General features: G+C 62.5%; 24 protein-coding genes. 9 read left to right on the forward strand and 15 right to left on the reverse strand.

All coding sequences use genetic code 11. The annotated features are described in order from the left end of the window. Positions 1 to 22: 22 nt before the first annotated feature. Positions 23 to 1732, forward strand: coding sequence for a glycerol-3-phosphate dehydrogenase/oxidase (locus FFI94_RS06280; protein ID WP_138872228.1), 1710 nt, complete (start codon positions 23 to 25; stop codon positions 1730 to 1732). A gap of 19 nt (positions 1733 to 1751) precedes the next feature. On the opposite strand, the gene FFI94_RS06285 is transcribed toward FFI94_RS06280, so the two are convergent. The 3 genes from FFI94_RS06285 to FFI94_RS06295 form a co-directional block, all read right to left on the reverse strand. Continuing rightward, the gene (locus FFI94_RS06285; protein ID WP_260683881.1) at positions 1752 to 2975 is read right to left on the reverse strand and encodes a low temperature requirement protein A; all 1224 of its coding nucleotides are present in this window, start codon (positions 2973 to 2975) and stop codon (positions 1752 to 1754) included. A 68-nt stretch (positions 2976 to 3043) separates the two neighbouring features. Beyond that, complete coding sequence (locus tag FFI94_RS06290; RefSeq protein WP_138872229.1) at positions 3044 to 3625, reverse strand: TetR/AcrR family transcriptional regulator; 582 nt, start codon at positions 3623 to 3625, stop codon at positions 3044 to 3046. Beyond that, positions 3622 to 4728, reverse strand: coding sequence for an NAD(P)-dependent alcohol dehydrogenase (locus FFI94_RS06295; RefSeq protein WP_138872230.1), 1107 nt, complete (start codon positions 4726 to 4728; stop codon positions 3622 to 3624). The genes FFI94_RS06290 and FFI94_RS06295 overlap by 4 nt, the downstream gene beginning before the upstream one ends. 267 nt (positions 4729 to 4995) lie before the next feature. On the opposite strand from FFI94_RS06295, the gene FFI94_RS06300 reads away from it, so the two are divergent. The 3 genes from FFI94_RS06300 (at position 4996) to FFI94_RS06310 (ending at position 7289) form a co-directional block, all read left to right on the forward strand. After that, positions 4996 to 5748, forward strand: coding sequence for a response regulator transcription factor (locus tag FFI94_RS06300; RefSeq protein WP_138873629.1), 753 nt, complete (start codon positions 4996 to 4998; stop codon positions 5746 to 5748). Between the two features lie 94 nt (positions 5749 to 5842). Then, positions 5843 to 7009 (forward strand): LLM class flavin-dependent oxidoreductase, encoded by a 1167-nt coding sequence (locus FFI94_RS06305; protein WP_138872231.1) that lies wholly within the window; start codon positions 5843 to 5845, stop codon positions 7007 to 7009. 85 nt (positions 7010 to 7094) lie between these two features. Continuing rightward, a complete protein-coding gene (locus tag FFI94_RS06310) occupies positions 7095 to 7289 on the forward strand; it encodes a hypothetical protein (RefSeq protein ID WP_260683884.1) in 195 nt (64 codons plus the stop codon). An 8-nt stretch (positions 7290 to 7297) separates the two neighbouring features. Here the strand turns inward: FFI94_RS06310 and FFI94_RS06315 are convergent, their stop codons facing one another. Continuing rightward, on the reverse strand, positions 7298 to 9730 hold the full coding sequence (locus tag FFI94_RS06315; RefSeq protein WP_138872232.1) for a lysylphosphatidylglycerol synthase transmembrane domain-containing protein: 2433 nt from the start codon (positions 9728 to 9730) through the stop codon (positions 7298 to 7300). A 224-nt stretch (positions 9731 to 9954) separates the two neighbouring features. Between FFI94_RS06315 and ppk2 the strand changes: the two genes are divergently transcribed. Then, positions 9955 to 10923 (forward strand): polyphosphate kinase 2, encoded by a 969-nt coding sequence (ppk2, locus tag FFI94_RS06320; protein WP_260683887.1) that lies wholly within the window; start codon positions 9955 to 9957, stop codon positions 10921 to 10923. A gap of 10 nt (positions 10924 to 10933) precedes the next feature. Here ppk2 and mgrA read toward each other — a convergent pair whose 3' ends face one another. Genes mgrA through FFI94_RS06340 form a run of 4 tightly spaced genes read right to left on the reverse strand, consistent with a single transcriptional unit; the run spans position 10934 to position 14639 of the window. Beyond that, on the reverse strand, positions 10934 to 11965 hold the full coding sequence (gene mgrA, locus FFI94_RS06325) for an L-glyceraldehyde 3-phosphate reductase (RefSeq protein ID WP_138872233.1): 1032 nt from the start codon (positions 11963 to 11965) through the stop codon (positions 10934 to 10936). A 16-nt stretch (positions 11966 to 11981) separates the two neighbouring features. After that, positions 11982 to 13325, reverse strand: coding sequence for a sensor histidine kinase KdpD (locus tag FFI94_RS06330; RefSeq protein WP_138872234.1), 1344 nt, complete (start codon positions 13323 to 13325; stop codon positions 11982 to 11984). Then, the gene (locus tag FFI94_RS06335; RefSeq protein WP_138872235.1) at positions 13322 to 14026 is read right to left on the reverse strand and encodes a response regulator transcription factor; all 705 of its coding nucleotides are present in this window, start codon (positions 14024 to 14026) and stop codon (positions 13322 to 13324) included. Before FFI94_RS06335 ends, FFI94_RS06330 begins: the two co-directional genes overlap by 4 nt. 37 nt (positions 14027 to 14063) lie before the next feature. Next, positions 14064 to 14639 carry a TetR/AcrR family transcriptional regulator gene (locus tag FFI94_RS06340; protein ID WP_138872236.1) on the reverse strand — a complete coding sequence of 192 codons (576 nt, stop codon included), beginning with the start codon at positions 14637 to 14639 and terminating at the stop codon, positions 14064 to 14066. An 89-nt stretch (positions 14640 to 14728) separates the two neighbouring features. Here FFI94_RS06340 and FFI94_RS06345 point away from each other — a divergent pair, with 89 nt between their 5' ends. Both FFI94_RS06345 and FFI94_RS06350 read left to right on the forward strand, forming a co-directional pair. Continuing rightward, on the forward strand, positions 14729 to 15724 hold the full coding sequence (locus FFI94_RS06345) for an ABC transporter permease (protein ID WP_138872237.1): 996 nt from the start codon (positions 14729 to 14731) through the stop codon (positions 15722 to 15724). A 44-nt stretch (positions 15725 to 15768) separates the two neighbouring features. Continuing rightward, complete coding sequence (locus FFI94_RS06350) at positions 15769 to 17118, forward strand: deoxyribodipyrimidine photo-lyase (protein WP_138872238.1); 1350 nt, start codon at positions 15769 to 15771, stop codon at positions 17116 to 17118. A 29-nt stretch (positions 17119 to 17147) separates the two neighbouring features. On the opposite strand, the gene FFI94_RS06355 is transcribed toward FFI94_RS06350, so the two are convergent. Beyond that, on the reverse strand, positions 17148 to 18386 hold the full coding sequence (locus FFI94_RS06355) for an MFS transporter (protein WP_138872239.1): 1239 nt from the start codon (positions 18384 to 18386) through the stop codon (positions 17148 to 17150). A 113-nt stretch (positions 18387 to 18499) separates the two neighbouring features. Between FFI94_RS06355 and FFI94_RS06360 the strand changes: the two genes are divergently transcribed. Then, entirely contained in the window at positions 18500 to 19090 is a 591-nt protein-coding gene (locus tag FFI94_RS06360; RefSeq protein ID WP_138872240.1) for a TetR/AcrR family transcriptional regulator, read from the forward strand. Here FFI94_RS06360 and FFI94_RS06365 read toward each other — a convergent pair. Then, on the reverse strand, positions 19080 to 19679 hold the full coding sequence (locus tag FFI94_RS06365) for a GNAT family N-acetyltransferase (protein WP_138872241.1): 600 nt from the start codon (positions 19677 to 19679) through the stop codon (positions 19080 to 19082). The two genes, FFI94_RS06360 and FFI94_RS06365, sit on opposite strands and share 11 nt — an antisense overlap. Positions 19680 to 19737: 58 nt before the next feature. Further along, positions 19738 to 20322 (reverse strand): TetR/AcrR family transcriptional regulator, encoded by a 585-nt coding sequence (locus tag FFI94_RS06370; RefSeq protein ID WP_138872242.1) that lies wholly within the window; start codon positions 20320 to 20322, stop codon positions 19738 to 19740. 85 nt (positions 20323 to 20407) lie between these two features. On the opposite strand from FFI94_RS06370, the gene FFI94_RS06375 reads away from it, so the two are divergent. Further along, entirely contained in the window at positions 20408 to 20794 is a 387-nt protein-coding gene (locus tag FFI94_RS06375) for a DUF1304 domain-containing protein (RefSeq protein ID WP_138872243.1), read from the forward strand. Between the two features lie 336 nt (positions 20795 to 21130). Here FFI94_RS06375 and FFI94_RS06380 read toward each other — a convergent pair whose 3' ends face one another. The 4 genes from FFI94_RS06380 to FFI94_RS06395 form a co-directional block, all read right to left on the reverse strand. Further along, complete coding sequence (locus FFI94_RS06380; protein WP_138872244.1) at positions 21131 to 21976, reverse strand: mycofactocin-coupled SDR family oxidoreductase; 846 nt, start codon at positions 21974 to 21976, stop codon at positions 21131 to 21133. A 92-nt stretch (positions 21977 to 22068) separates the two neighbouring features. Further along, entirely contained in the window at positions 22069 to 23985 is a 1917-nt protein-coding gene (locus FFI94_RS06385) for a propionyl-CoA synthetase (protein ID WP_138872245.1), read from the reverse strand. A gap of 127 nt (positions 23986 to 24112) precedes the next feature. Next, positions 24113 to 25177 (reverse strand): hypothetical protein, encoded by a 1065-nt coding sequence (locus FFI94_RS06390; RefSeq protein WP_138872246.1) that lies wholly within the window; start codon positions 25175 to 25177, stop codon positions 24113 to 24115. Continuing rightward, complete coding sequence (locus FFI94_RS06395) at positions 25174 to 26661, reverse strand: carboxyl transferase domain-containing protein (RefSeq protein WP_138872247.1); 1488 nt, start codon at positions 26659 to 26661, stop codon at positions 25174 to 25176. The genes FFI94_RS06390 and FFI94_RS06395 overlap by 4 nt, the downstream gene beginning before the upstream one ends. Positions 26662 to 26707: the final 46 nt, after the last annotated feature.

Genomic DNA, 26707 nt, shown 5'->3' on the forward strand with positions numbered 1-26707 from the left:
TTCAAGTGAAGGAACAGTTTTCATGAGCACAGCACAAGCATTGAGCCCGTCCTCGCGGGCGGAGTCGCTGAAGAAGTTGGAAGAAACCGAACTCGACGTCCTGGTCATCGGCGGTGGTGTGGTCGGCGCGGGTAGTGCGCTCGACGCCGCAACTCGCGGTTTGAAGGTGGGCTTGGTGGAGGCTCGCGACTTCGCGTCCGGAACCTCGAGTCGGTCCAGCAAGTTGTTCCACGGCGGTCTGCGTTACCTCGAGCAGTTCAATTTTGCGCTCGTGTTCGAGGCACTGCGTGAGCGGTCCCTGGTACTGAACTCGCTGTGCCCGCATCTCGCGAAGCCGGTGCCGTTCATCTACCCGCTCGAGAAGCTGATCGACCGGCCGTACGTCGGTCTGGGTATCGGCGTCTACGACGTCATGGGCGCCGGCCGTGGGGTTCCCTCACACCACAAGCATGTGGGCAAGAAGAAGACTCTCGAATCGTTCCCTTCCGGAAAGCGTTCTGCCATCCGCGGTTCGGTCAAGTTCTACGAGGGTCAGGTAGATGATGCCCGGCACACGATGATGCTGGCGCGCACGGCCGCCGAGTACGGCGCGCTGTGCGTCAACAGCACACGCGTCGTCGGTTTCCTCCGCGAGGAGGACCGGGTTGTCGGGGTGAAGGCCGTCGACTTGGAAACCGGTCGCGCGTTCGAGATCCGCGCTCGCCAGGTCATCAATGCGGCCGGCGTGTGGACTGACGAGATTCAGGAAATGGTCGGTGGGCGAGGACAATTCCAGGTCCGCGCGTCCAAAGGTGTGCACCTCGTTGTCCCGCGTAACCGCATCAACTCCTCGACCGGAATTATCACGCGGACCGAGAAGAGTCTGCTGTTCGTGATTCCGTGGGGAAGCCACTGGATCATCGGCACAACGGACACCGACTGGAACCTCGACCTCGCGCATCCGGCAGCCAGCCGAAGCGACATCGACTACATCCTCGGTCATGTCAACAAGCTCCTTCAGGACGAGTTGACGCACGAGGACGTCGTCGGCGTGTATGCAGGACTGCGTCCGTTGCTGTTCGGCGAATCGGATTCGACCAGCACACTTTCGCGAGAACATGCGGTGTCGAGTCCGGTTCGTGGTTTGACCGTGGTGGCCGGTGGCAAGTACACCACTTACCGCGTGATGGCCAAGGACGCAGTGGATTCGGCGGTCCACGGTCTGGAGCAGAAGGTGCCGAAATCGTGCACCGAGCGTATTCAGTTGGTGGGCGCCGACGGTTACTTTGCCGCGCACAACAATCGGCACCTCACCGCTGAGCGCACCGGACTGCACGTTTCGACTATCGAACACCTACTGGGACGCTACGGCACGCTGGCGGACGAGTTGTTCGCACTCATCGAGGCGCGACCGGAGTTGGGCCGACCGTTGGACTCCGCCCCCGAGTACCTCAAGGCGGAGATCCATTACGCCGCGAGCCACGAGGGTGCGCAGCATCTCGACGACATTCTGACCCGTCGTACTCGTATCTCCATCGAGGTCACCGATCGCGGCGACGCGGCAGCTGCCGAAGTAGCGGAACTGGTTGCACCGGTGTTGGGTTGGACAACCGAGCACATCGCCGAGGAGATCGAGCACTACCGGTTGCGCGTCGCAGCAGAGCGGGAATCTCAGGAGCAGCCCGACGATCTGACCGCGGATGCGGCACGGTTGGGTGCACCTGACGTTCGTACGGGTGTGACCGTAGGGTGATTTGTGCTGTGCGCCTTTGTCAACCGTGGGCGGTTATCAAAGGCGCACAGCGGTTCGGCGGGTGCGCCGCACCTGCGCGTACTCGTAGCCGTTCTGCCAGGCCACGGTCAGGACGAGCACCCAGATGATCCACGTTGCGCTCATGTGAGTGCCGGCAAAGCCGACGATCAAGGGAATTGCGGTGCACGGCAGCGCCCACCCCAGGAGCCACCGCGAATCGGAACGGGCAAACAGTCCGGCAATGGCGCTGATTCCGAAATAGGCTGCGACGCTTCCGCACAGCAGCCACCGCAGGCTTGCCGGGGTGTGTTCGGCTCCGTGTTCGGTGGCTGCGCCCAATCCGGCGACCAGTACTGCGATGGCGCCGGTGGTGAAGCAGTGCAGTGCCATGTCGATCCGCGCCGGGAAGGTGCCGGAACGTAGGTGTGGGACACCGGCATTGCCGTACAGCAGGGACAGTGACCACATCGCGGCAAGCAGAACGAAGGACGACGGCCAGGCTGACGACCGTCGAGTCCCAGACCAGTTTCGACGCTGCGGAAATGACCAGGATGACGCCCTCGCCGAGCACGATGATGACGTACAGGCCGAGGCGTTCGGCGAGATGCGCCCGATCGGAGTGCAGGGCTTCGAGTTCGGGAATCCGGTCGTCTTTGTTGCCGCGGAATCTGATGACCCGGTCCAGTTTTTCCTGCGCGTCCTCCATGACGGCGGACCCGGATACCACAAACATGATGAGCAGATCGATCGTGACGCCGACTGCCCACAGCCAGTACCGGGCGTCGCCCTCGACCCAGAACGAGATGATCCAGGGCACGATGCCCAGCGACATCTGTGCGATCGGCCAGTCCACCACGATCTGGCCGTCGCGCCAGACTCGGCCCGCCAGCAACCGGACGGCGACGTACGCGACGGCAAAGGCCAGGGCGTGGTTCTCTTGAATTCCCGCGACGGCGGCCATCATCACGGCCAACCCGAACATCGCGATCAACATGCTCGGAATGCGCACGCGATCCCCGGCGACGTTGCCGTACATCGTGAAACACGCCCACGCAGTCCAGAATGCGAGGTAGAGCAGGGCATAGAGACCGAAGTCCGACCAGTTCGGCGCGCCGTGGAGTAGATGGGCGAGCTGTCCGATGCCCGCGACAACAACGAGGTCGAAGAACAATTCGATCCATGAGGCGTGGCGTTCGAGCACCGATTCCTGGCTTTGGCTCTGCGGTTTTTCCGACTCCGACATGGTGGAAAGTATCCGCCATCGGCTCAGACACTGCAGGTGAGCGCCGCATTTGTCCGTTTTTGCGAAGGTCAGACTCTGGGCCACCACGGCGGCATCTGGTCGCGCACACTGTTGGCCCAGCATTCGGCGTCGGTCTCGTCGGATGACGCCCAGGCCTCGACAGACGCAGTGAGACCACCCGAGACAAATGCTGCCGCGGCGACTGGATCCGCGTCGAGAGCAGCGCCTTGGGCATGCCAGATGCCCAAGGCGATATCGACCCGTCGAGCGAACATCGCAGTGAGCGAGCGACGAAGCGGCGCGGACGCGTCGGAGTCGAACCCGACGCGGAAGTTGTGCCGTTCGTCGGTCACCAGTCGGAAGGCCGCCACGAGGGTCTCCTGGAAATCCTCCGCCAACTGTGCGACGGACTTTCCGGCGGTGCCCGGCACATCCAGGAGCCGATCGATGTCCGTGGTCAGCATTTCGGTGAGGAGATCGGCGACGCTCGAATAGTGCGTGTAGAACGTCGTACGCCGGACGTCGGCGTGGCGGCACAGTTCGCTCACGCTGATGTCGTCGAGTGGGTGCTCGCGCAGAGACACCCGCAGCGCATTGCGGAGGTTCGCGACCGTACGAAGGCTGCGGGGGTCTGGTGCGCGTTCGATCATGGCATCGTGAGAACGGCCTTGACCGCGACGCCCGACTGGGTGTCCGCAATCGCCTTCTCGATCTGATCGAACGGGTAGGTGGTGATGAGTTGGTCGAACGGGAACATGCCGGCCTGGTACATCGCGATGAGTTCGGGGATGAAGATCTGTGGCACGGAATCACCCTCGACTGCGCCGATGAGAGTCTTTCCTGCACCGGAGACCAGGCCGAGCGGGATGGTCGCACCGGGCTTGCCGACACCGACCAGCGCGATGGAGGCGCCGAAGCGGGTGGCGTTGACGACGTTCTCGATGACAGCCGGAATCGCCGTCGTGTCAACGGCATATGCCGCACCGACGCTGTCGGTGATCTCCATGATCCTGGCGACGACGTCGTCAATCCGGCCGTTGACGACGTGTGTTGCGCCGAGTCGCTTGGCGAATTCGAGTCGCTCGTCGAGTACGTCGACCGCGATGATGGTGGTGGCTCCGGCAACCTTGGCGCCCATGATGGCGGAGAGGCCGACCGCACCGGTACCGCTGACGACGATGCTGGAACCGGCGGGGATGTTCAGCGAGTTGAGGACTGTTCCGGCGCCCGTCTGGATTCCGCAGCCGAGCGGGCCGACGATGTCGAGGGGTACGTCCTTGGAGATCTTCACGGCGTTGCGGGCTGCGACGATGGCGTGGGTGGCAAAGGATGACTGGCCGAAGAAGGATCCGTGCATCTCACCTCCGTCGGGCGCTGACATCGTGCCGGTTCCGTCTTCGCGGACGCCGGCGATGTTGAGCATCATGAACTTGGTGCAGTAGGCCTCACGTCCGGCGAGGCAATTGAGGCAATGGCCACAGGACGCAAACGACACGGCTACGTGGTCGCCGACGGCCAGATCGGTGACGCCGGATCCGATTTCCTCGACGATGCCTGCGCCTTCGTGGCCGAGAACCATCGGGAAGGCGCCGGGGAGATCGCCGTGAACTACTGCGAGGTCGGTGTGGCACAGGCCGGACGCGACGATCTTGACGAGAATTTCGGCGGGCTGCAGATTGTCGAGCACAACATCTTCGAAGGAGAACGGGGAGTCGGTGCCCCGGACGACTGCGGCGTGAGCGGTGGTGGTCATGAACGTGCCTTTCTCGTTTCCCCGTTCCGCTGGGCCTCGAGATGTGATGCGGCGGCGGGCGATGCAATCACCTTACGCTTTTTTCGACAGTTGTCGATAAATCGAGACGAGATTGTCGAGTCGAGTTCGGTTGTCCGAGATTTTGCTGCAACGGTGCTGGTAGGAGGCGAACCTGTCCGTTTTGGCGAGCTCAGTGCCTATGCTGTTCGTTGAGTGATCTGGATCATATTTTCTGGTGAGGTGGTAGTTGTGCGTGGAGGCAGTGACGTGGCTCTGTCAGCGGCGGACTACGACCGTGTCTTTGCGATACTCGACTACTGCTCGACTGCGAAGACGTTGGACGAACTCAAGGGCCTTCTCATGGTGGCCCTGCACGATCATTACCGCTGCCCCAACACCACCTTCCTCGTCGGTCCCACGTTCACGTCGGCCTTCGCGGATCCGAATCCGGTGACCACCGGTCGGATCACTCCGATTCTCGACGAGTATCAAGCGCGGTGGTATCCCGACGACGTCTTCGCGACAGCGCAATCACGGGCGACCTTGATGTCGTCGCCGGCCATCACCCACACCCAATTATCCGATGTGCCATCGGAATCGGCGACATACCTCAGTGACTTTCTGTATCGCAAGCGGTTGCACAGCGCGGCGGTCATGCACCTCCAACTTGCTCACGGCGTTCACGGATTGGTCGGGATTTTCGATTCCGAGGGCAAAGATCTGTCTGCGACCGACGTGGCGGGTTTGGGAATTGTGGGTCGGCAATTATCACTGTTGTGTCAGACCTTGCCCGGTCAGTCCAACCCGAGTTGGCAGGAAAAGCTGACGCGTCGCCAGCGGGATCTTGCCGAATTGCTGGCCGACGGCCATACGAATGACGAGATCGCGGTGATCTTGTCATTGAGTCCCGATACGGTGAAGAAGTACGTCAGCCGGATCCTTGCCGTTCTGCATGTGCGCAATCGTGCGGAGTTCGTGAAGTTGGTCTACCAGCAGAAATTGGCCGATCGGCCGGCCTGAAAGTATCCACTTTCGTGCACTGTGACTCGCGTCACTCGCTCGATAGCCTGTGTGTGCACGGCCAAGAATTGGCCAACGGCACGAGGAGACACCGATGAGCAGGCTTCGTTTCGGGTATTTCATGGCACCGTTTCACGTCCCAGGTCGCAATCCGACGGCAGCGTTGCAGCGCGATCTCGAACTGGTCGAACATCTCGACCGGTTAGGCTACGACGAGGCATGGTTCGGTGAACATCACTCTGCCGGAAGCGAAATCATTGCATCACCGGAAATCATGATTGCCGCGGCGTCGCAGCGGGCGCCGCGAATTCGTTTCGGAACCGGCGTGACGTCACTGTCGTATCACAATCCCCTGTGGGCAGCTGATCGAATCATGCAGTTGGACCACCTGACTCACGGTCGAACGATCTTCGGCGTCGGGCCCGGATCGTTGCCCACCGACTCGGCGATGATCGGACTCAACCCGACGGACACGCGAGAGTTGTTGCAGGAGAACCTCGACATCGTCGTTCGGCTTCTCCGTGGAGAGACGGTATCGGCAAAGACCCGCACTCACGAGCTGTTCGACGCGAAGCTGCAACTTGCCCCGTATTCGGAAAACGGTATCGAAATCACCGTTGCCGCAGTCGCTTCCCCGACCGGTCCACGACTGGCCGGTACACACGGTCTGGGTTTGCTGTCCATCGGCGCGACTCTGTCCGCCGACGGTTTCGATGCGCTGGCACATCACTGGAACGTCATGGAGGAGCGCGCAGAAGCCAACGGCACCACGGTGGACCGTCGTCGGTGGTCCTTGGCCGGGCCGTTCCACATTGCGGAAACCGAAGCGGAAGCGCGCAAACAGGTGGAGTACGGAATCGAGGAGTGGTTCGACTACTTCCAACACGTTGCGGCCTTCCCTCAGATGGCGGTCTCCGGTGCTCGGTTGAACGAGATGATCGACTTCGTCAACGAGGCCGGAATCGGCGTTATCGGCACGCCCGAGCAGGCTCGGCGTCAGGTGCAGCGACTGTGGGATCAGTCCGGTGGATTCGGGTGCATGCTGCAGATGGGACACGACTGGGCGAACCCGCAGGACACGCGTCGTTCGGCAGAGTTGTTCGCGCAGGAGGTCTTTCCTCATTTTCAGGGGCAGGCGCAGGCCACGCTGGATGCAGCAGAGCATGCACGGGCGGTCCGTGAGGGACATGCGAAGGCGCAACTCGACGCGGTTGACCACATGACGAAGAAGTATGCCCAAGAGATCGCAGACAAGGCCTGACGTGTACATCGCGGTAGAGGAAGGCCGGGTCAGCGTCGAGGATGCGAGGAACTCGCGGGACTTTCATGTCGAGGTGCCGTCGGACATGACAGAGCATGAACTCGACGAGGTGCTGCGCGCTCAGGATTTCGGCTATGTGCGCGGTGCACGCGCTTTCATTCTGACGAGGCGGATCGAGTACGCCACTGAAGACGTGACGGCGATGGTCGACTACGCCTGCAGTAAGGGCTGGATCGACGAGGAGGGAAAAGCCGTGCAGGCCCACATCGTTCGCCGGTAGTGGCTTTTTCAGACCATGTCTTTCTTCTGCAGCCAACGCAAGATGGGCCAACCGCAGAAGACGGGCAGCCAACAGGTCAGCACGCGGTAGAGGAGGACCGAAGGAACTGCAATGCTCGCTGGGAGTCCGAATGCCGTCAGGCCGCCTATGAGGGCGGCCTCGACGGCGCCGACGCCGCCTGGTGTCGGTGCGGCCGATGCAAGCGTTCCGCCGATCATGGTCACGATGGTGACGGTGATGAACGTGGTTCCGCCGCCGAATGCCTCGACGCTTGCCCACAGTGCCAGAGCTGCGCCGAGAGTTGTTGCAGCACTTCCGCCGACGATGATCAGGAAGCGAGTGGGGTTGCGCGCCAACAGGCTCAGTTCGCCGAGAACTTCGGTGATCTGTGGCTTGAGATCATTGTTGAGCCAGCGTCTGAGTTTGGGGATGAACATGAAGGCGCCCAGAATTCCCAGCGCGATGCCGCCGATTAGGGACAGCACCGTCGTTCCGGGGATGAAGTGCGACAGGTTGGTATCTCGGCCGGCAACGACGGAGAAGAAGATCAGCAGACCGACGTGAGTGACTACTTGAACTGTTTGTTGCAGCGCAACCGCAGCGGTGGCCCGGACGGTTCCGAGTCCGCCTTTCTGGAGGAATCGCACACTCAGGGCCAGGCCGCCGACCCCGGCGGGTGTGGTGGTTGCGGCAAACGTGTTGGCTACCTGCATGATCAGAAGATGTCGATAACTGACCATCGACGACGCGCAGGCCCAGAGAGCAGCGGCGGCGCCGACGTAGGTCAGTGCCGATACACCGAGTCCGAGAAGTGCCCACCACCAGTTGGCGGTCTTGAGTTCGGAGAGGAATGTCGGCACCTGGGTCAGGAACGGGTAGGCGACGTAGACCAAGCCGATGAGAAGCACCAACTGGATGATCTGATTGCGGCTGAATCGTGTGACCTGTGCCGGGGCGATTTTCTCGATGCCGTTCTTGGCGCCGACTTCGTCGCGGATCGCGGTCATCAGCGGGGTGGAATCGGGGATGCCCTTGCGGATTCGGTTCGGCATTGCCGCGGTCGTCAACCGGCCGGAAGCGGCAAGAATTGTTTCTGCGCCTTGAGTCCGGATAGCGGCGTCCACGGCCGGTTCGACGCCGAACAGCGCGGCCGTGGTCAAGAGTAGTTGTGCGTTGTCCGATTGCATCTGCACGTCGGTGGCGCCGAATTCGGAGTAGGCGTAGCCACCGAACAGGACTCCGCCGCCGTCGACGTGGATCTCGGATGCTCGGAGGTCGCCGTGCGCCATCTGATGAACGTGCGTCGTATGCAGGGTCTGCCACAGCGTGTCGACAAGTTTGGTGGACGGACCGTCCGCATCGAGATCCTCGGTCTTCTGATCCCGAGCAGCGACGGCGAGCGGGATCCCACGGGGAGTGGGGCGCGCATACATTTCCCAGCCACGATCGAGTGGCGCGGTCGCCACCGCTTTGGAACTGGCGAGTCCGATGTCGGCAAAAGCGATTCCCATCAAGGCGCGATGTTCGACGGCGCGGCGGAGCGACGCATGGCGCGGCGGAGTTTCACGATTGCGCAGGGAAATCCAGCGGAAGGTCTGGCGGATCACGCCGCTGCTGCGTTGATTCTGTCCGTACAGTTCGACGGTCAGGTCCTCGCAGAGTTCGTCATCGGGGACTTCGTCGACGGTTGCGGACAGGACGAGTGGGCCGAGACCTGACGGGCTGACCACGCGGACGGCTGTGACACGGTAACCGCGTTTGGACAGCACGCGCACTGCGGAGTCGAGCGGAACTTCGAGGGCGGGTGTGCCGACGAGCAGCACGATGACGGCACCGATGAGATAGCCGACGGCCAACCCGAGCATCGACCGGGCCGGCACGATCGCGCTGACCACTAGGTGGATCGGAGCGAACAGCAGAAGAAGAGTCCACCAGGCTCGTCGCCACTTCTTCGCCAGCCACGGACCGGACACGGTCAGAACGGCGGCCAGCATCGCGATCCACCGGGGATCGTCGAGGAACTGGGACAGGAAGGTGGCGTCGAGGCGGTCGGGCACGTCGAGGTGCCATTTCGGGGCGGAGAGGCCCGTTCCGGTGAAGGACAGCGCTACCAGCGCGCACAGTGCTGCCGCGGCGTATCCGGCAAACAGCTTCCACCGTCTGCCGACGATCAGTTCGATGAGAATCGCGAACGGGAGAGCCAGGATGGCGAGTCCGTACAGCAGGTACACGGTGTCGGACAGGCTCGGGGAGAGAACACCGACGATGTTGGACACGGAGGTTTCGAGGGCGTCCCACTGGCTACGGGTAATCAGTGAGCCTGCGATGACAGCGCCAAGGACGACTGCGGCAAATACGACGCGCATGATGTCGCTGGTTCTGCGTTGCAGCGGCGGCAGCAGGCTTCCCGTTACCGGGATGTCCCGTCCGTCAACGCGCATATCCTCAGAACTCTTCTCATGCAGGTATCGGCAGCCGTTGTGGTTGCCTCGATTCAAAGTACCGTGCTGGCACCAGTGCGCCGTGAGGCAGCGACATGTTGCCAGCCCGCGGGCAACGTGTGTTGCTCCGCATTCGCGGTAAATGCAGCAGAGATCGTACGTGGCCGGACATCGGAGCGTAAAATTCACATTCCGGATGCTCGACGGTAAGGAGCGCACAACTTATGAGTCCTGAGTCAAGCGGTGTCGACGGCCGGGTTCCCGACCTGCCTGTCAGCGGCACCAGAATCTCCGTGACCGAGGACTACGCGCACGAGATCGACGAGATCGCGAACCTGACGGACAAACTCGGTGGGCTGGAGCCGGCCGAATACGCGGATGCCTGGAAGCAGGGCTACCCGTACGAGAAGAAGATGTCGCGCCGGGAGTACGAGCGGAAGAAGCGCCGACTCCAGATCGAATTGCTCAAGCTGCAGTTGTGGGTCAAGGAGACCGGTCAGAAGGTCCTGATCATCTTCGAAGGCCGAGACGCGGCGGGCAAGGGCGGTTCCATCAAGCGGTTCACCGAACATCTCAATCCGCGTGGTGCGCGCGTCGTCGCTCTGGAGAAGCCGACGGACATCGAGCGCACACAGTGGTATTTCCAGCGGTATGTCGCGCATCTTCCGAGCGGCGGCGAAATCGTGATGATGGACAGGTCGTGGTACAACCGCGCCGGCGTCGAACGGGTGATGGGGTACTGCACACCGACGCAATATCTCGAATTCATGCGGGAGGCACCGGACTTCGAGCGGATGCTCGTCAACTCCGGAATTCACCTGCACAAGTTGTGGTTCTCGGTGAGCCGTGAGGAACAGTTGGCGCGGTTCGCGGCGCGTCGAACCGACCCGGTGCGCCAGTGGAAGCTCTCACCCACCGACCTTGCCTCCCTGGACAAGTGGGACGACTACACCCAGGCCAAGGAAGCGATGTTCTTCTACACGGACACCGGCGATGCTCCGTGGACGGTGATCAAGAGCAACGACAAGAAACGTGCCCGGCTCGAAGCGATGCGTCACGTGCTCGCCTCCTTCGAGTACCCCAACAAGGATCACCGGGTTGTGGGAATCCCGGATCCCCTGATCGTGGGACCGGCGTCGGCAGTCTTCGAAGAGGGCGAGCACGTCAACGTGGAGTTGCCGACGGTGTCGTAGGTCCGTCCGCTCAGATCGAACTGGCCTCCGCCCACAGGTTGATGCCGCTGTCACGTGCATGTTGATCGATGGAGGCCAGTTCGTCGGCGCTGAACTCGAGGTTGTCGAGTGCCCCGACGTTGGCTTCGAGCTGTGCGACGCTGGACGCCCCGATCAGCACCGAGGTGACACGCGAATCGCGGAGCGCCCAACTCAGCGCGAGTTGCGCCAACGACTGGCCTCGGCCACGAGCGATGGCGTCGAGGGCCCGGATGTGAGTCAGGGCATCGTCGGTGAGCCACGACGGGTCGAGTGATTTACCTTGTGCTGCACGAGAATCCTCGGGTACGCCGCTGAGGTATCGGTCGGTGAGCATTCCCTGTGCCAAGGGGGAGAACGCAATCACACCGACGCCGAGCTCGTCGACCGTGCTGAGAAGGTCCTGTTCGATCCACCGGTTCAGCATCGAGTAGCTCGGCTGGTGAATCAGCAGCGGAACACCGGCTGCCTCGAGCACCGCGGCGACAGCGCTGGTGCGTTCGGGGGAGTACGAGCTGATCCCCGCGTACAACGCCTTGCCCTGCTGGACTGCGCTGATGAGTGCTCCGGCAGTTTCCTCGATCGGGGTCTCCGCGTCGGGGCGGTGGCTGTAGAAGATATCGACGTAGTCAACTCCCAGACGGCCCAGCGACTGGTCGAGCGAAGCCAGTAGGTACTTGCGTGAACCGCCGAAACCATAAGGGCCCGGCCACATGTCCCATCCGGCCTTCGACGAGATGACCAACTCGTCGCGGTGGGATGAAAAGTCCTCCCGCAAGATCCGTCCGAAGTTCGTTTCGGCACTGCCGTACGGTGGCCCGTAGTTGTTGGCCAGATCGAAGTGGGTGATCCCGAGGTCGAATGCGCGTCGTAGCACGGCTCGCTGACGCTCGACGGGGACGTCGTCACCGAAGTTGTGCCACAGACCCAGCGAGATCGCGGGCAGCTTCAGGCCGCTTCTGCCGGTACGGCGGTAGGGCATGGTGGTGTAGCGATTGGGTTGCGCGACATACGGTTCGGACATTGTTCCTGCCTTCGATTCAGTTGTGCGTTGACAGATTTTTGAGTTCGATCAGCAACCGCGCTCCGCCAAGCGGGCTGTCATGGAACGAAGTGCTGCCACCGTGGATGGAGGCTTGCTGCGCTACCAGGGCAAGCCCCAGTCCGGAACCGGTCTGACTGGCCGTAGACCCGCGCGTGAATCGCCCGAACACTGCCTCGCGCTCGTCTACGGGGATGCCGGAACCGTTGTCGTCCACGGTAATGGTGAACTCGGCAGGTGTGCCCGACCGGTAACCCAGAGTGATGCGCACTTCGGTAGCACGGCCGTGCCGCACGGCATTGGTGATGGCGTTGTCGAGGATCAGACGAATGCCGCCGGGCAGTGCGTGTATGCGATACGGCACCGGTGAATCGGTGGCGTCGACGCTCACTCGCAGATTCGGATAGAGACGCATCGCCTCTTCGGCGGCGATATCGCACACTTCGACGAGGTCGGTGTCCTTGAAGTCCTCGGACGTGGACAGCTCACCCTTCGCGAGCCGCTCGAGGTCCCGCAAGGTCGATTCGACCCGTCCCTGAGCGCGGGCGAGATCGACCAGGATCTCCTGCCGCTGAGACTGATTCAGTTCAACCGTGGACAGCACTTCGATATCCGTGCGCATGGCGGTGAGAGGAGTGCGCAGCTCGTGTGCCGCGGCGGAGGCAAAATCGCGAGCAGTTGCCAACGCCGACGTCGTTGCAGCTTGCGCACTGGCGACGTCCTTGAGCATCGACTCTGCCGCTGCCGCAAGCTCGTCCGCCTCTCGGATGCCGGAAACCTGCGTCGCAAGGTCCGGATCGCGTCGGGCGATCCGGCGGGTCAATTCCACCAGTGGACGCACCGCGGGACCGCCGAACAACCAGCCGAGAGCCGCGGCAGCGGCCACGGCGCCCAGTCCGAAGAAGGCAACCTGGCGTTGCTGTTCGACCGTGATGTCGCGGGCCTCTGCGTACGGAACTGCCAGTGAGACAAGAGCGTTGATGCCTTCGGCTTCCGACGTGTACGCGCGGTACATGGTCCCGTCCACTTCGACGGTTTCCGAACCCGGCGGCAGTTCGGGAAGCCGAGTGGGAGTGCTCGACATGACGGCGCCGTTGGCGGCGTTGCGGATCGTCACCGAGAACGCGCCGCCGTCCCCGAACGCGCCGAGAAACGGGCCGGCCGTCGCGGCGTTGGCCACCAATACCGTCGACGCGGTCTCGAGACGACGGTCCAACTGTGCGAGATTGTTTCGTGCGATGGCCAACGCCACGACTGCGCCGAGTGCGATGACGATGAACGTGGCACCCAACGCGGCAGCGGCAGCTACTCGGATTCGGAGTGAGTATTGCCGACGTTTCACGGATTTTCCCGCAGGACGAACCCGACTCCGCGCACGGTGTGCAGCAGTCGGGGCGAACCGCCCGATTCGAACTTGCGGCGAAGATATCCGATGAACACGTCCACGACATTGGTGTCTGCGACGAAGTCGTATCCCCAGACAAGCTCGAGGAGGCGTTCGCGGGTGAGGACGATTCCCGCGTTGTGGGCGAGGACCTCGAGCAACTCGAATTCGCGTTTCGTCAACGGGACCTCACTGCCGTCGACGTGAACACGGCGTCCGGACAGGTCGATGTCGAGATTGCCGACACGCAACGTATTGGTGCCTTCGGCGCGATCACTGGCCGGGGCATTGCTCCGCCTCAGCATCGCCCGGATCCGGGCGACCAGTTCGGCGAGGACGAAAGGTTTGACCATGTAGTCGTCGGCCCCGGATTCGAGGCCGGCAATCCGGTCGTCGACAGAATTTCGGGCACTCAGGACGCAGATCGGGATTTCGTTGCCGGCTGCGCGTAACGCCGTCACGACTCCGGTGCCGTCGAGTACCGGCATGTTGATGTCGAGAACGACCGCGTCAGGATGCTTGTTCGCGATCACCCGAAGGGCGTCGGCGCCGTCGACCGCAGTCAGGACGGTGAATCCCGTGAGCCTCAATCCGCGTTCGAGGGAAGAGCGGACGTCGGCGTCGTCGTCGACCACGAGGATGAGGGGTGTGTCGGTCACCGTCCTATTGTGCCCGCGGGGATGTCAGATGTGGGGATCACACCGGCAAATCGGTGCCGTCCGGTCGCAGACCCGCGACGAAGACCGCGACCAGGCGCGGAACCAGGTTCGGCATAGCGTCGTCGGTCAATTCGATTTGCGGGCGCGTGAGCTTGGCCAGGGCCATGACGAACTCGAGAGGGTGCAGATCGGTGCGGACCAGTCCGGCTGCTTGAGCTGCTTCGATAGCTGCGGTCATCTGTGCCTTGGTCAGCTCGCGGGCGGCTAACACCTCCGGCGCAAGTTCGGTGTAGCTGCGCTCTACCAACGAGGGGATCAGTGCACCCAGCCGAAGCTCGACAAGTCTGTCTACCAGCCCCTGCCACGCTCTTTCCGGATCGGTGGACATCACCCCGAGTGCGAGTTCGGCAGTTCTTCTGACGTCCACGAGCGTTGCGAGGGCGACGGCGGTCGCCAATTCCTCGCGCGTCGGAAAGTTCCGATAGAGGGTGGCTATCCCCACATTCGCGAGTTCGGCAACCGTGTCGAGTGGCGCATCGCGTCCACGCTCGGTGAACACCACGCGTGCGGCGTCGACTATCGCATTTCTGCGGGCAAGCGCATCGGCTCTCACATCTACCTCCGGTATTGACATCCCATCATAACCGGAGGAATATCTTCCACAAATAGTGGAGGAAAAACTTCCACTTTGGAGGGTGGGTCATGAATACCGAAGTCGGCGCGAACGACCGCGTGAAACTTGTTGCCGTGGTGATCGGTCTCTCCGCGGTGATCGGGGTGATGCTGCTGGCGTTCGTGCTGCCGTCGGTCAACAGCGGCGCACACGAGTTGAAACTGGGAATTGCCGGACCTGCTGCGGCGACCACGCAGATCACGTCCTCTCTCGAGACGAACAAGCCGGGAGCGTTTGTCACCGAGGAGTTTGCCGACGCAGATGCAGTGCGCGACGCTATCCGCCACCGGGACGTCGTCGGCGGCATTGTCGTGGATGCAGCCGGGCCGCACGTGTTGATCGCAACCGCCGGGGGCGCTCCGATCGCGCAAACGCTGACCGGTGTAGCCGGTGCGCTGTCCGAGGCGTCGGGAACAAAGGTAGCGGTTGAAGACGTGGTGCCGCTGACGGCCGACGACCCGACCGGGGCGGGGCTCACCGCATTGGCTCTGCCGCTGGTTTTCGGTGGAATGATGCCCGCTGTTGTTCTGGTGCAACTATTTCCGCGAAGCATCGGCAGACGGGTAGTGGGTGCGGTCGGTGTTGCAGTTGTCGCGGGCTTCGCGCTGACGGCGATCCTGCAGTTCGGCACACACAGCCTTGACGGAAACTACTTCCTCACGTCGCTTGCCCTGACCATGGGCATCTCCGCGATCTCCCTTCCGCTGCTGGGGCTCGAGTCGCTGTTCGGTATCAAGGGATTTGCACTGGGTGCGCTCACGATGATGTTTGTCGCGAATCCGCTCTCGGGCATGGCAACGACGAGCGCGTGGCTTCCCGCTGGCTGGGGTTCATTTGGGCAGTTGCTGCCACCGGGTTCTGCGGGAGCAGCCGTTCGTTCACTGGCGTTCTTCGACGGACACGGCGCAGGAACGTCGGTCCTGGTGTTGGCGTGCTGGATTGGCGTCGGACTTGCGCTGTGTCTGGTTGCCGGGATGAAGAAGGCTCCATCGCCCGCCTCGGAGGCTGAAGCTGCCCTCGTCTAGTCGGTTGCGGTGCGTCGTCGGCTCACATCGGTAGGCTTGGCGTGGTGAACAACTCTGTGGTCTGGTTCAGGCGCGATCTGCGGGTGGGCGACCATCCCGCCCTGAGTGCGGCGGCCGACGCCGGCGGACAGGCACTGGGCCTCTTCGTTCTCGACGAGAAATTGCTCGGGCCGGCGGGATCGCCTCGGCAGGATCTGCTGTTCGTCAATCTGTCGGAACTCGATCGGCAGCTGGGTGGCCGGTTGATGGTGGTGCGCGGTGACCCGGTCGACGTGGTTCCCCGAGTTGCGAGATCTGTTGGCGCCGAGGAAGTTCACATCAGCGCTGATTACGGACCGTACGGGCGGACGCGGGATGCGGCAGTGGCCGAACACGTGACGTTGATCGCGACCGGTTCCCCGTATGCGGTTGCGCCGGGGCGGGTCACCAAATCCGACGGTGATCCGTACAAGGTTTTCACGCCGTACTTCCGTCAGTGGATGCAGCACGGTTGGCGTGGCCCGGCAGCAACCGATGCGCAGACCGTTGGCTGGTTCGATCCAAGCGACAAGGACGGCGGTCCGCGACGCGTCGACATACCGTCCCCGAGTAGCGACGTTCTCTATCCTGTCGGCGAAGCGGGCGCTCGTGCGCAGTGGAAAGAATACTGCGAGAACAATCTTGACGGATACGACGACGAGCGCAATCGGCCGGATCTCGACACGACAAGCCGAATGTCGATACCGCTCAAGTACGGCACCATTCACCCGCGAACGCTACTGGCGGATCTGTCCCGGCGCAGTGGCGACGGCGCCCAGGCGTACCGTCGTCAGCTTGCGTGGCGAGACTTCTACGCAGACATTCTGTTTCAACGACCGGACAGTGCCCGGGGAAACTACGACGCCAAGTTCGACCGGTTGCGTCAAGACAGTGGAGCTTCTGCCGATGACGCATTCCGGGCCTGGTGTGAAGGGAAAACCGGCTTCCCGATCGTGGATGCCGGGATGCGCCAGCTTGCGGCCGAGCAGTGGATGCACAATCGGGTGCGGATGATCGTGGCGTCATTTCTGGTGAAGGACTTGCATATTCCGTGGTGGCGCGGCGCACGATTCTTCATGCAGCATCTCGTCGACGGCGATCTGGCATCCAATCAACACGGCTGGCAATGGACCGCAGGGTCGGGCACCGACGCGTCACCGTTCTTCCGGGTATTCAACCCGATCACGCAGGGCGAGAAATTCGACCCCGACGGGGCCTATGTCCGCCGGTGGGTGCCCGAACTCCGCGGCATTCCGGGCAAGGCTGTCCACTCGTTGAAAGCGATGCGCCCGGTGGACTATCCGGATCCGATAGTCGACCACGCTCACGAACGTGAGGAAGCCCTGCGACGGTACGGTGAGATCAAGGTCGGGTGAGACCGGACGATTTGCGATCATGGCCGCGCTTACTCCGGGACAGACGGAATCGAGACCTTGCGCTCTCCGGTCATCAGCAGTCCGACCAGTGCGGCCGCTGCAAGAAGCATGACGAGTGCCCCGTAGCCACGCGTCGTATCCACCAAGCCGACCTTGCCGACCAGGTAGCCGGCCAGCAATGCCGGAAGGCTGTTGGCCAGGTAGGCGATCACGTACACCGTGGACAACAGACCTGCGCGTTCGTGATTCTCGGCGAGCGGCATGACGGTGAAGACAGTTCCCTGGAATCCCGCTCCGAAGCCGATGCCCGCAACGGCAGTGCCTGCCAGAATCGCTACCGCAGAAGATGTTTCAGCGCCCACGAGGGTAACGGCCACGCCGAGCACCAATGCGGTGGTTCCGATCAGCATCACCGTCCGGCCACCGAGATTGCGGAACGTGAGCACAGCGGCAGCGCCGAATCCTGTCAGTGTTGCCACCATGATGGCGCCGATGAGGGAGCTGTGAACGTCGAGTGCGTTGCGCGCCAACGCCGGTCCGAGTGAGAGGTAGAAACCGCCCAGCGCCCAGACTGCGATCAGGCACGGCGCGGTCAACGCGATCATCGTGCGCGCTTGGCGGGGAACGGCAAGGGTGGGGCGCAATGAGTGCCAAGCTCCCGGCCGTCCACCGGAGGTTTCCGGCGCCGCCCATATCCCGAGGATTTCGAGAGCGACGAGTACGAGGAGCACCAGATAGACAGTGCTGGTTGGCCGGGGGAGATGCTCACTGATGAGACTCGAACCCACCGCGCCGACGGCTAGGCCCACCGTCGGAGCGACGCTGTTGATGATCGAACCGCGACCAGGAGTGCGTTCGAGGTCGATCAGCGCAGAACCCAAAGCACTGATTGCGGCGCCGGTGGCAACACCCTGCACGACGCGGGCGATCAGCAGAATCGCCAAGCCGTCGGCCGAGGCGAACAACACCAGAGAGACCGCCTCGAGCGCGAGCGCTCCGAGCAGGACCGGACGTCGGCCGATGTGATCGGACAACGACCCGGCGGTCAGAAGGGTAGCGAGCAGTGCGAGAGCGTAGATACCGAAGACGAGCGTCGACGCGAGCGACGAGAATCCCCACATCTGCTGGTAGTGCTCGTACAGCGGTGTCGGGGTCGCGGATGCGCCCAGGAACGTGGCGATGATGACGGCGATGAGTGTGAAAGCTGCTCCTCGTCCCAGACGCGGGCGTGAGGTGCTCTCGGCAAGTGGTGAAACGGTCGTTGTCATGGTCGTGGCGCTTCCCGTGCGGGTGGTGAAGACTTTAAACGCAAATACTTTGCGTTTGGGACGCTACGCTTGCCTATGTCCTAATGCAACATCTTTGCGTTAGGATGGGAATCATGAGTCCGTCCGCAGGTCCGCGCCCCGGTGGCCGCAGTGCGCGCATCCAACAGGCTGTGCACGCGTCGGCGCGCAAGTTGTTGGAACAGCGCGATCGAGCCGAGATCACGGTTCCCATGATCGCGACCGACGCTGGTGTGACCCCGTCGACCATCTATCGACGGTGGGGCGACATCAACGAAGTCTTTGCGGACGTCTCGATCGAGAGACTGCGCCCGGATGCCGACCCGCGCGAAACGGGGTCACTCCGAGGCGATCTGACGGTCTGGGCGCAGGAGTATCTCGAGGAGATGTCTGCGCCGGTCGGTCGTGCGTCGTTGCGAGATGTGCTGATGAGCGACGATCAGCAGACGCACGCACCGGACGGCACGAAGAAGTTCAAGTGCGCCTTCTTCTGTCGGACGCAGATCGACGTGATACTCGCGCGTTGGCCGGAAGCTACTGGTGTGGATGGTGATTCGGTAGTGGACCATGTGGTGGCACCGATCATCTACCGGATTCTGTTCGACCTCGAGCCGGTCTCGCCGCACCGAGTTGCGGAATTGGTGGATCAGACACTTGCCCTCGGGGCTCGGGTCGCTACCGAGTGATCACCGACTGATCGCTGTGGAGACGGGCATGCATGTGCATGTCGTGCCACCCGTCGGCGTGCCTCGCGGAACCGCGCCGAACACCTTCTCCGCTGAATCCGGCTTTGGTGGCGACTCGACAGGATTGTGGGTTGTGGATGGAGTGTTCGAGCTCGAGCCGGTGAAATCCTGCGTCACGGAATACCCACTCGGACAGTGTGATCACGGCCTGGGTGCAGAGTCCGCGCCCTCGCGAGCCTGGGACCATCCAATAGGCGACGTCGGCACTGCCGTCCCGTAAATCCAGACCTTTCAAGGCGATTCGGCCCAGGAGTTCGCCGGTTTCGGGTGTGACTATTGCCCAATGGCATTCGGATTCGTCGCTCCAGCCTTTTTGCCAGTGAGTGATCCAACTGTGTGCCTCGTCGACCGAGTCTGCGCGGCGGACGTGCCACCGCTGTATCGACGGATCTTGAAAGGCTTCGACCACGGCGGGTGCATCGTCAGGTATCCATGGCCGGATAATTGCGGACGTCTCGACGCGAATCGAGGGCTGGTCCATTCCCGCGAGGTATCCGGTGGTGATGGCAGGCGTGGCCAATTCGGGCATGTGAGCATCATGGACTACCCGCACCTGGGCGGCAGCGGATTCGCCTGTTCGAAAATTGCTACCGCTGCCACTCCGAGTTCAGTCGGCGCGCTGATTCGAGCGTCGCGATCGCCTGCGTCGTATCGACTCGTGCGAGTACCAGCGCGCTTACCGTGCAGGACAGAAGGATTCGGGTTCGATCCTCGATCGTTTCCGATGTTGCGGTAGGGAATTGTGCTTGCAGGCCGCGCTCGATCGCGTCGGAGAGTTCTTGCCGGTAGCCACGAATCACAGCCGCGACTGCGTCGTCGTGTGCGCCGAGTCCGGCCGTTGCGTTGAGTAGTAAGCACCCACGCCGGGGGGAGTCAGCGGTCATGGTGGCGATCGCGTTCGCGAGTGAAGCGAGGTAGTTGTCGACAGAATGAGGCGTCGGATTGTCGGTCAGGCTGCGCAGGCGCGGTCGGATGACGTGTTCGAGGTACATCTGCACCGCCGCGTCGAATACGCCACGCTTGTTGGTGAACGAGTTGTAGAGGCTAGACCGACTCAAGCCGGTTGCCGTTTCGAGGTCGGTGAGCGATGTTCCTTCATACCCGCGAGCCCAGAACACATCCAACGCTGCGGCAATCGCGCTGGTGGTATCGAACTCCTGTGACCGGGCCATCAAAAGTCACCCCTTTCTGTATCGTTCGGTCCAGTATATATTGGACCGAACGATACAGAATCTGCCGAAACTCAGGAGTCCACCGATGAACGTCGCCGGCTACATCTTCGCGGCCCTCGCCGCAGTTGTGCACGTGTACATATTTGTCCTCGAATCGATCCTCTGGACGGCGCCGAAGACTCGCGCGACGTTCGGCGTGAAGTCCGAGGAGGAGGCCTTGACGACAAAGTCGCTGGCGTTCAACCAGGGCTTCTACAACCTCTTCCTGGCGATTGTCTCGGTGATCGGCATCGTCGTCGCGGCAACGGGTTCGGCGTCGGTGGGAATCGCACTCGTTCTCGCGGGAACCGGGTCGATGGTCGCGGCCGGTCTTGTTCTGATCCTCTCGTCGCCGGACAAAGCGCGCGCGGCAGTCGTTCAGATGCTGTTCCCGGTCATCGCAGTGATCTTGCTGGTGATCCACCTGCTGTAAGGAATCGAGCCCTGGTGGCGTAGACGGGGTGAGGGGCGGGACGAGTGAAAAGATCCGATCCGGTTCGATAATAGGTGGTGAGAGACTTGCCGCGTTTGTCTGAATCTGAAAAAATACCGCCGTTTGGCGCGCACTTTTCCGAGAACGGTTCTATTCTGGTCTTGGGTTTGTTGCGCATCCCACACATGAGTTTCCTACTTCAGACGAGGAGCGCCTATGAGGTTGCCGACTACTTGTTCTGTTGCTACGAAGGCTTGATCAAGCCGAGAATTGCCCCTGCCGGATGGTGCTCGAGACCCATCCGGCAGGGGCAATTTTGTGTGGTGCTCCAGCCGTCTAGCCGCCGGCGAACTTCTCCGAGGTGCCGAGGTCGATGGGCAACGCGATGCCCGTGATTCCGCGGCCGGCCGGCCCCACCAGATAGAACACCGCATCCGCGATCACCTCGGGATCGACCCACGGATGCGGCAGAAGATTCAGTTTCGACATGATGGGCGCGGTGTCCTCCAGAACCGGGTTTTCGAGATCCGGCCGGAAAGCTCGAACCATGGGTTCGTTGTCGATCATCGTGGTGCGCACGTTGCCCGGGTGCACGGAATTGACCCGGATATCGGCCCAGCCGAGCTCGTTGGCCAACGACTTCGCCAATCCGCGGACAGCATGCTTGGACGCCGAGTAGTGGGCGATACCCGGCACGCCGCGCAGGCCGGCCATGGAACTGATCAGCACTATCGATCCGCCACGGTTGCCGTTCATGATGTGAGGGATTGCGACCTTGGTGGTCAACCAGACGCCGGTGACGTTGATGTCCATCAGTTCGCGGAATTCTTCCGGACTCAGATCCCACGACAACTTCGCTGACGCGGCGATTCCGGCATTGGCGATGACGATGTCGAGTCGACCGAATTTCTCGACGCCGGCATCAACCGCGGCTTTGAGCGCGTCGTGGTCACGGGTATCGGCGACGGAAGCGGAGATACGTCGGCCCTGTGCTTCCACCAATGTGACGGTTTGAGCCAGATCCGCTTCGGTAGCCATGTCGTATCCGGCTGTTGCGACCGGCGAACACAGATCCACCGCGATGATGTCTGCGCCCTCGGACGCGAGCCGCACGGCGTGTGCGCGGCCCTGACCGCGGGCCGCCCCGGTGATGAATGCGACCTGTCCGTCCAAACTGCCCATGTTGATTCCCCTGCCCGAGTGACTACCTGAAACCTAGAACATGTTCATCTTGCGGGTTCTGGAGGTGCCGGGCAGGGGAACCGGGAAATTTGTTATCCGCGAAGGAGTTTCGTCAGATCCTCGAGGACGGTCATGTCTTCGATGGTGGACGGCACCGTGTATTCCTCGTTGTCGGCGATCTGGCGCATGGTCTTGCGCAGAATCTTGCCGGAACGAGTCTTCGGCAGGGCTCCCACTACCGTCACATCGCGGAACGTGGCGACGGCACCGATCTGATCGCGGACCCGGGCGACCAGTTCCTTGCGTAGGGTCTCCGGATCGATGTCGACGCCGGACTTGAGCACGACGTAGCCACTGGGGCGCTGTCCCTTGAGTTCGTCGTGGATGCCGATGACGGCGCACTCCGCGACTGCGGGATGGCCGGCGACAACGGCTTCCATGCTGCCGGTCGACAGACGATGGCCCGCGACGTTGATCACGTCGTCACTGCGGCCGAGGACGAATACGTAGTTGTCCTCGTCGATGAAGCCGGAATCGCCGGTGAGGTAGTAACCGTCGAAAGTGGAGAGGTATGACTTGACGTAGCGGTCGTCGTCGCGCCACAGTCCGGCAAGGGTGCCGGGAGGTAGGGGCAGACCGATCACAATGTTGCCCTCGGTGCCGGGTTCTACGAGTTTGCCTTCGCCGTCGACGATTTCGACGCGATAACCGGGGCAGGCAACGGTGGGGGAACCTGCCTTGATTGCCATGGGCTCGAGGCCGCGAAGGTTCGCGCAGATCGCCCACCCGGTTTCGGTCTGCCACCAGTGATCGATGACCGGACGGTCGAGAACGCGGGTCGCCCATTCGTACGTGTCCGGGTCGAGGCGCTCACCGGCCGCAAACAGGGTCTCCAGTGACGAGATGTCGTACTTGGCAATCTCTTTCGCGTCGGGATCGGCTTTGCGGACGGCGCGAATTGCTGTCGGCGCGGTGAACAGTGCCGAGACCTTGTACTCGGAGATGATGCGCCAGAACGCGCCGGCATCCGGCGTCCCGACGGGCTTGCCCTCGTACATGACCGTGGTGGCTCCCGCGAGCAGAGGGCCGTAGACGATGTACGAGTGTCCGACCACCCAGCCGACGTCGGAGGCTGTCCACCACACCTGGCCTGGGGAGATGTTGTAGAGATTTTTCATCGTCCAGGTGAGGGCAACAGCGTGTCCGCCGTTGTCACGCACAACGCCCTTGGGCTTACCCGTGGTGCCCGAGGTGTAGAGGATGTAGAGCGGATCCGTGGCGGCGACAGAAACCGGATCGGCAGGCGTCGTGTCGGAGATCAGCTCGTCCCAGTCGAACCATGCCGAGCCACTGGACGTGTAATCGGCCGCCGAACCCGGAATCTGATCACGATTCTTCACGATGACGGTATGAGCCGGAGTCGCGGAAAGCTGCAGAGCCTTCTCGACCATCGGCAGGTACTCGATAGTGCGGCCCGGCTCGAGGCCACCCGACGCCGTCACCAGGACAACGGGGCCGGCGTCGTCGATACGGGTTGCGAGTTCCTTCGCGGCAAATCCGCCGAACACCACCGAATGCACCGCGCCGATACGGGCACACGCCAGCATCGCAATTGCGGCTTCGGGGATCATCGGCATGTAGATGATGACGCGATCACCGGCCACAACACCTTGGTCGCGCAGCACACCGGCAAACAGTGACACCTGCTCGAGCAGTTCCGAGTACGTGTACGTGGCCTTGGTGGGGACCATCGCGGAATCGAAGATCAGCGCCGTCTGATCGCCGCGGCCGTCGCGTACGTGCCGATCGAGAGCATTGAAGCTGGTGTTCAGCGACGCGTCGGGAAACCAGCGGTAGACGGGCGCCGCGGAATCGTCGAGCGCTGACGTGGGGGCCACATCCCAGTCGACTGCCTGCGCCGCGTCGAGCCAGAACTTTTCCGGCTGGTCCATGCTCTCGCGGTACGCGTCGGCATAGGTGGTGTGGGACGCCTGCGGGCTCTCGCTCATCGACGCGGGTCCTTTCTTCAACTTCGCACATCTATGACGGGAAACACCTTAGGCCAGATACGTGACAGATTGGACAGCGAGGATGGCTGGGAGAGGTCCATTGCGCTGGACGGGCACGATCCGTCGCTCAGTGGCGGATTTCGAGCGTGGGGTCGGGCGCCGGCTGAAGTTCTGCCTCCTCGCGCCGAATCGTGACGCGGAGTACCGCGAGCAGGAACAGCGAGAGAACAAATCCGGTGAGGGCGCCGAACTGATCTTGAGCGAACAGGAACACCTGTGTCACGAGAAGGTTGACGACGATGGAAGCTCGTAGCAGTCGCAACGCGCGCAGGTAGCGTCCGCGGAACAGGAACCACACACCGAGAACGACCAGGATTCCCGTCGTAATGCTCGACAGCAGTACAACAAGATCGGAGATGTCCTGCGCGATGATCTCCTCGTCGGTCGCGAACGCGACGACGACGCTGACTACCGCGCTGAGTGCGTCCAGGACAAAGATGGCCAGCACGACTCGACGGACGATGCGATGGCCGATGACGAGGTCGAGTCGGGCGGAGACGGAGTTGCGCCACTGCGTGATCTGCGATTCGATGCTGTCGCCGGTGGGGGTGTGTGAGTGCAGACCTGCCCTGATCGAACCGGCCAGGTCGGCCAGCGCGGGGTCGCGTACTCCGTCGAGAACACGCAGAGCATGGTTGTACTGCGCTGTATCCAGTTGTCCGAGAGCAAGATCCGACAGTGCACGGGCGCCGATGGCCAGTCGATGCCGGTCGTTCATGCCGCGCCGGATCACCACTTCACGTGCAACCAGGTAGAACAGAACGAAGACGACGTACATGATGGCAATGGCGGGCTGATAGAAGTAGTTGACGTCTGACGTGACGAACTTGCCGATCTCGTCGATGAACAACCCGAATCCGATGCCGCCGATCAGTGCCACTCCGTTGCGGATTCGACTTCCCTCGGCGATGACTGTCATGACGATCGCAACCGCCATCAGCAGCCCGCCCCACAGAACGTGTGCGATATGCAGTGCGCCGCCACCGATTTGGGGATATCCCGCGGCGGCGAGGTAGGCCCGCGTAATGAGTACCGTCGCTATCGACGCGAAGAGAAACACTTCGAACCGCGCGAGCGCGGCACGGTCGTAGGTGTGTGTGCGCGCGTTCGGATCGGTCGCCTTCGGTTTCATCGCGGTACTCCCAAATTTCGATAGCGAGCGATCCGAGCAGAGGTTCGCGCGGCGGTGGGTTCATCTGCGAGCAGCGCGAGTTCGTGCGAGATTGCCGCACCGACGCGTTTGGAGAAGTCGACGGGCTCATCTGCCGCATCGGGTAGTTCAGGGATGATGGCGTCGACGATGCCGTCGCGCAGAAGATCCGACGATCGAATTCCCTGCGCCGCCGCCATCTGCGGTGCGTGAGTGATGTCGCGGTGCACGATCGCGCTGGCACCTTCCGGCGGTAGCGGTGCGAGCCATCCGTTCTGCGCGGCCAGCACCCGATCCGCCGGCAGAAGTGCCAGGGCGCCGCCGCCGGTACCCTGCCCGAGAAGTACCGATACCGTTGGCGTTCGGAGCATTACGAGATCTGCTATGCAGCGGGCGATTTCGGGGGCCAATCCGCGCTCTTCGGCTTCCTTGGACAGCGATGCCCCGAGTGTGTCGATCACGAGAACCAAGGGAAGTTGTAGTTCTTCCGCCAGTTTCATGCCGCGTCTGGCTTCGCGCAGCGCCGCGGGCCCCATGGTGTTCTGCGTTGATTGCCCACTGCGATCCTGCCCGAGCAGGATGCAGGGGTACCCCCGGAACCTTGCGAGTGAGAGCAGGATGGTCTTGTCGGTCTCACCTTGGCCGGTGCCACTGAGCGGAACCTGTTCGGTGGCAGCGTGACGCAGGAGTTGCCGGATTCCCGGACGGTCTGCGCGACGTGAGAGCATCACCGACTGCCAGGCCGGAACATCGGGGATTTCGGGAACATCTGTGGTTTCGGGTGCTGACGGCGCCGGGGGATCCCTGAGGACGCACAGTGCCCGATTGACCAGCAGGCGTAGGCGTTCGACGGGCACCACACCGTCGATGACGCCGTTGCGGTACAGGTTTTCCGACGTCTGAATGCCATCGGGGAATTTCTCGCCGTACAGCGACTCGTAGACGCGGGGCCCGAGAAAGCCCACCAGCGCGCCGGGTTCGGCAATGGTGATGTGGCCCAGCGATCCCCAGGATGCGAACACGCCACCAGTCGTGGGGTTGCGCAAGTAGACGAGGTACGGCAGATGCGCCCCCTTGTGGAGCGCAACAGCCGCAGCGATCTTGACCATCTGTACGAACGCAACAGTGCCCTCTTGCATTCTCGTCCCGCCCGACGTGGGGGAGGCCAGGAGTGGAAGTCGTTCTGCTGTGGCACGTTCGACGGCCGACGTGATTCGTTCGGCTGCGGCGACGCCGATCGACCCCGCGAGAAAGCTGAAATCGCAGGCGATGACCGCGACCCGACGCCCCCGAACGGTGCCGACGCCGGTTGTGACCGACTCGTCGGCACCGCTCTTCTCCCGAGCTTTGGCGAGGTCTGCGGCATACGCCGGGCCGGGGTGGACGTCGAGCGGCGCTACGTCCCAGGAGACGAAGCTCCCCGGATCGAGCACCTGCGCCAGTAGTTCGTCGGCCGAGATTCGCACAACACCCTCCGTATCAGGTAAGCACCTTCGTTGCGGACGAACCTAC

Source organism: Rhodococcus sp. KBS0724 (assembly GCF_005938745.2).
GTDB lineage: Bacteria > Actinomycetota > Actinomycetes > Mycobacteriales > Mycobacteriaceae > Rhodococcus_F.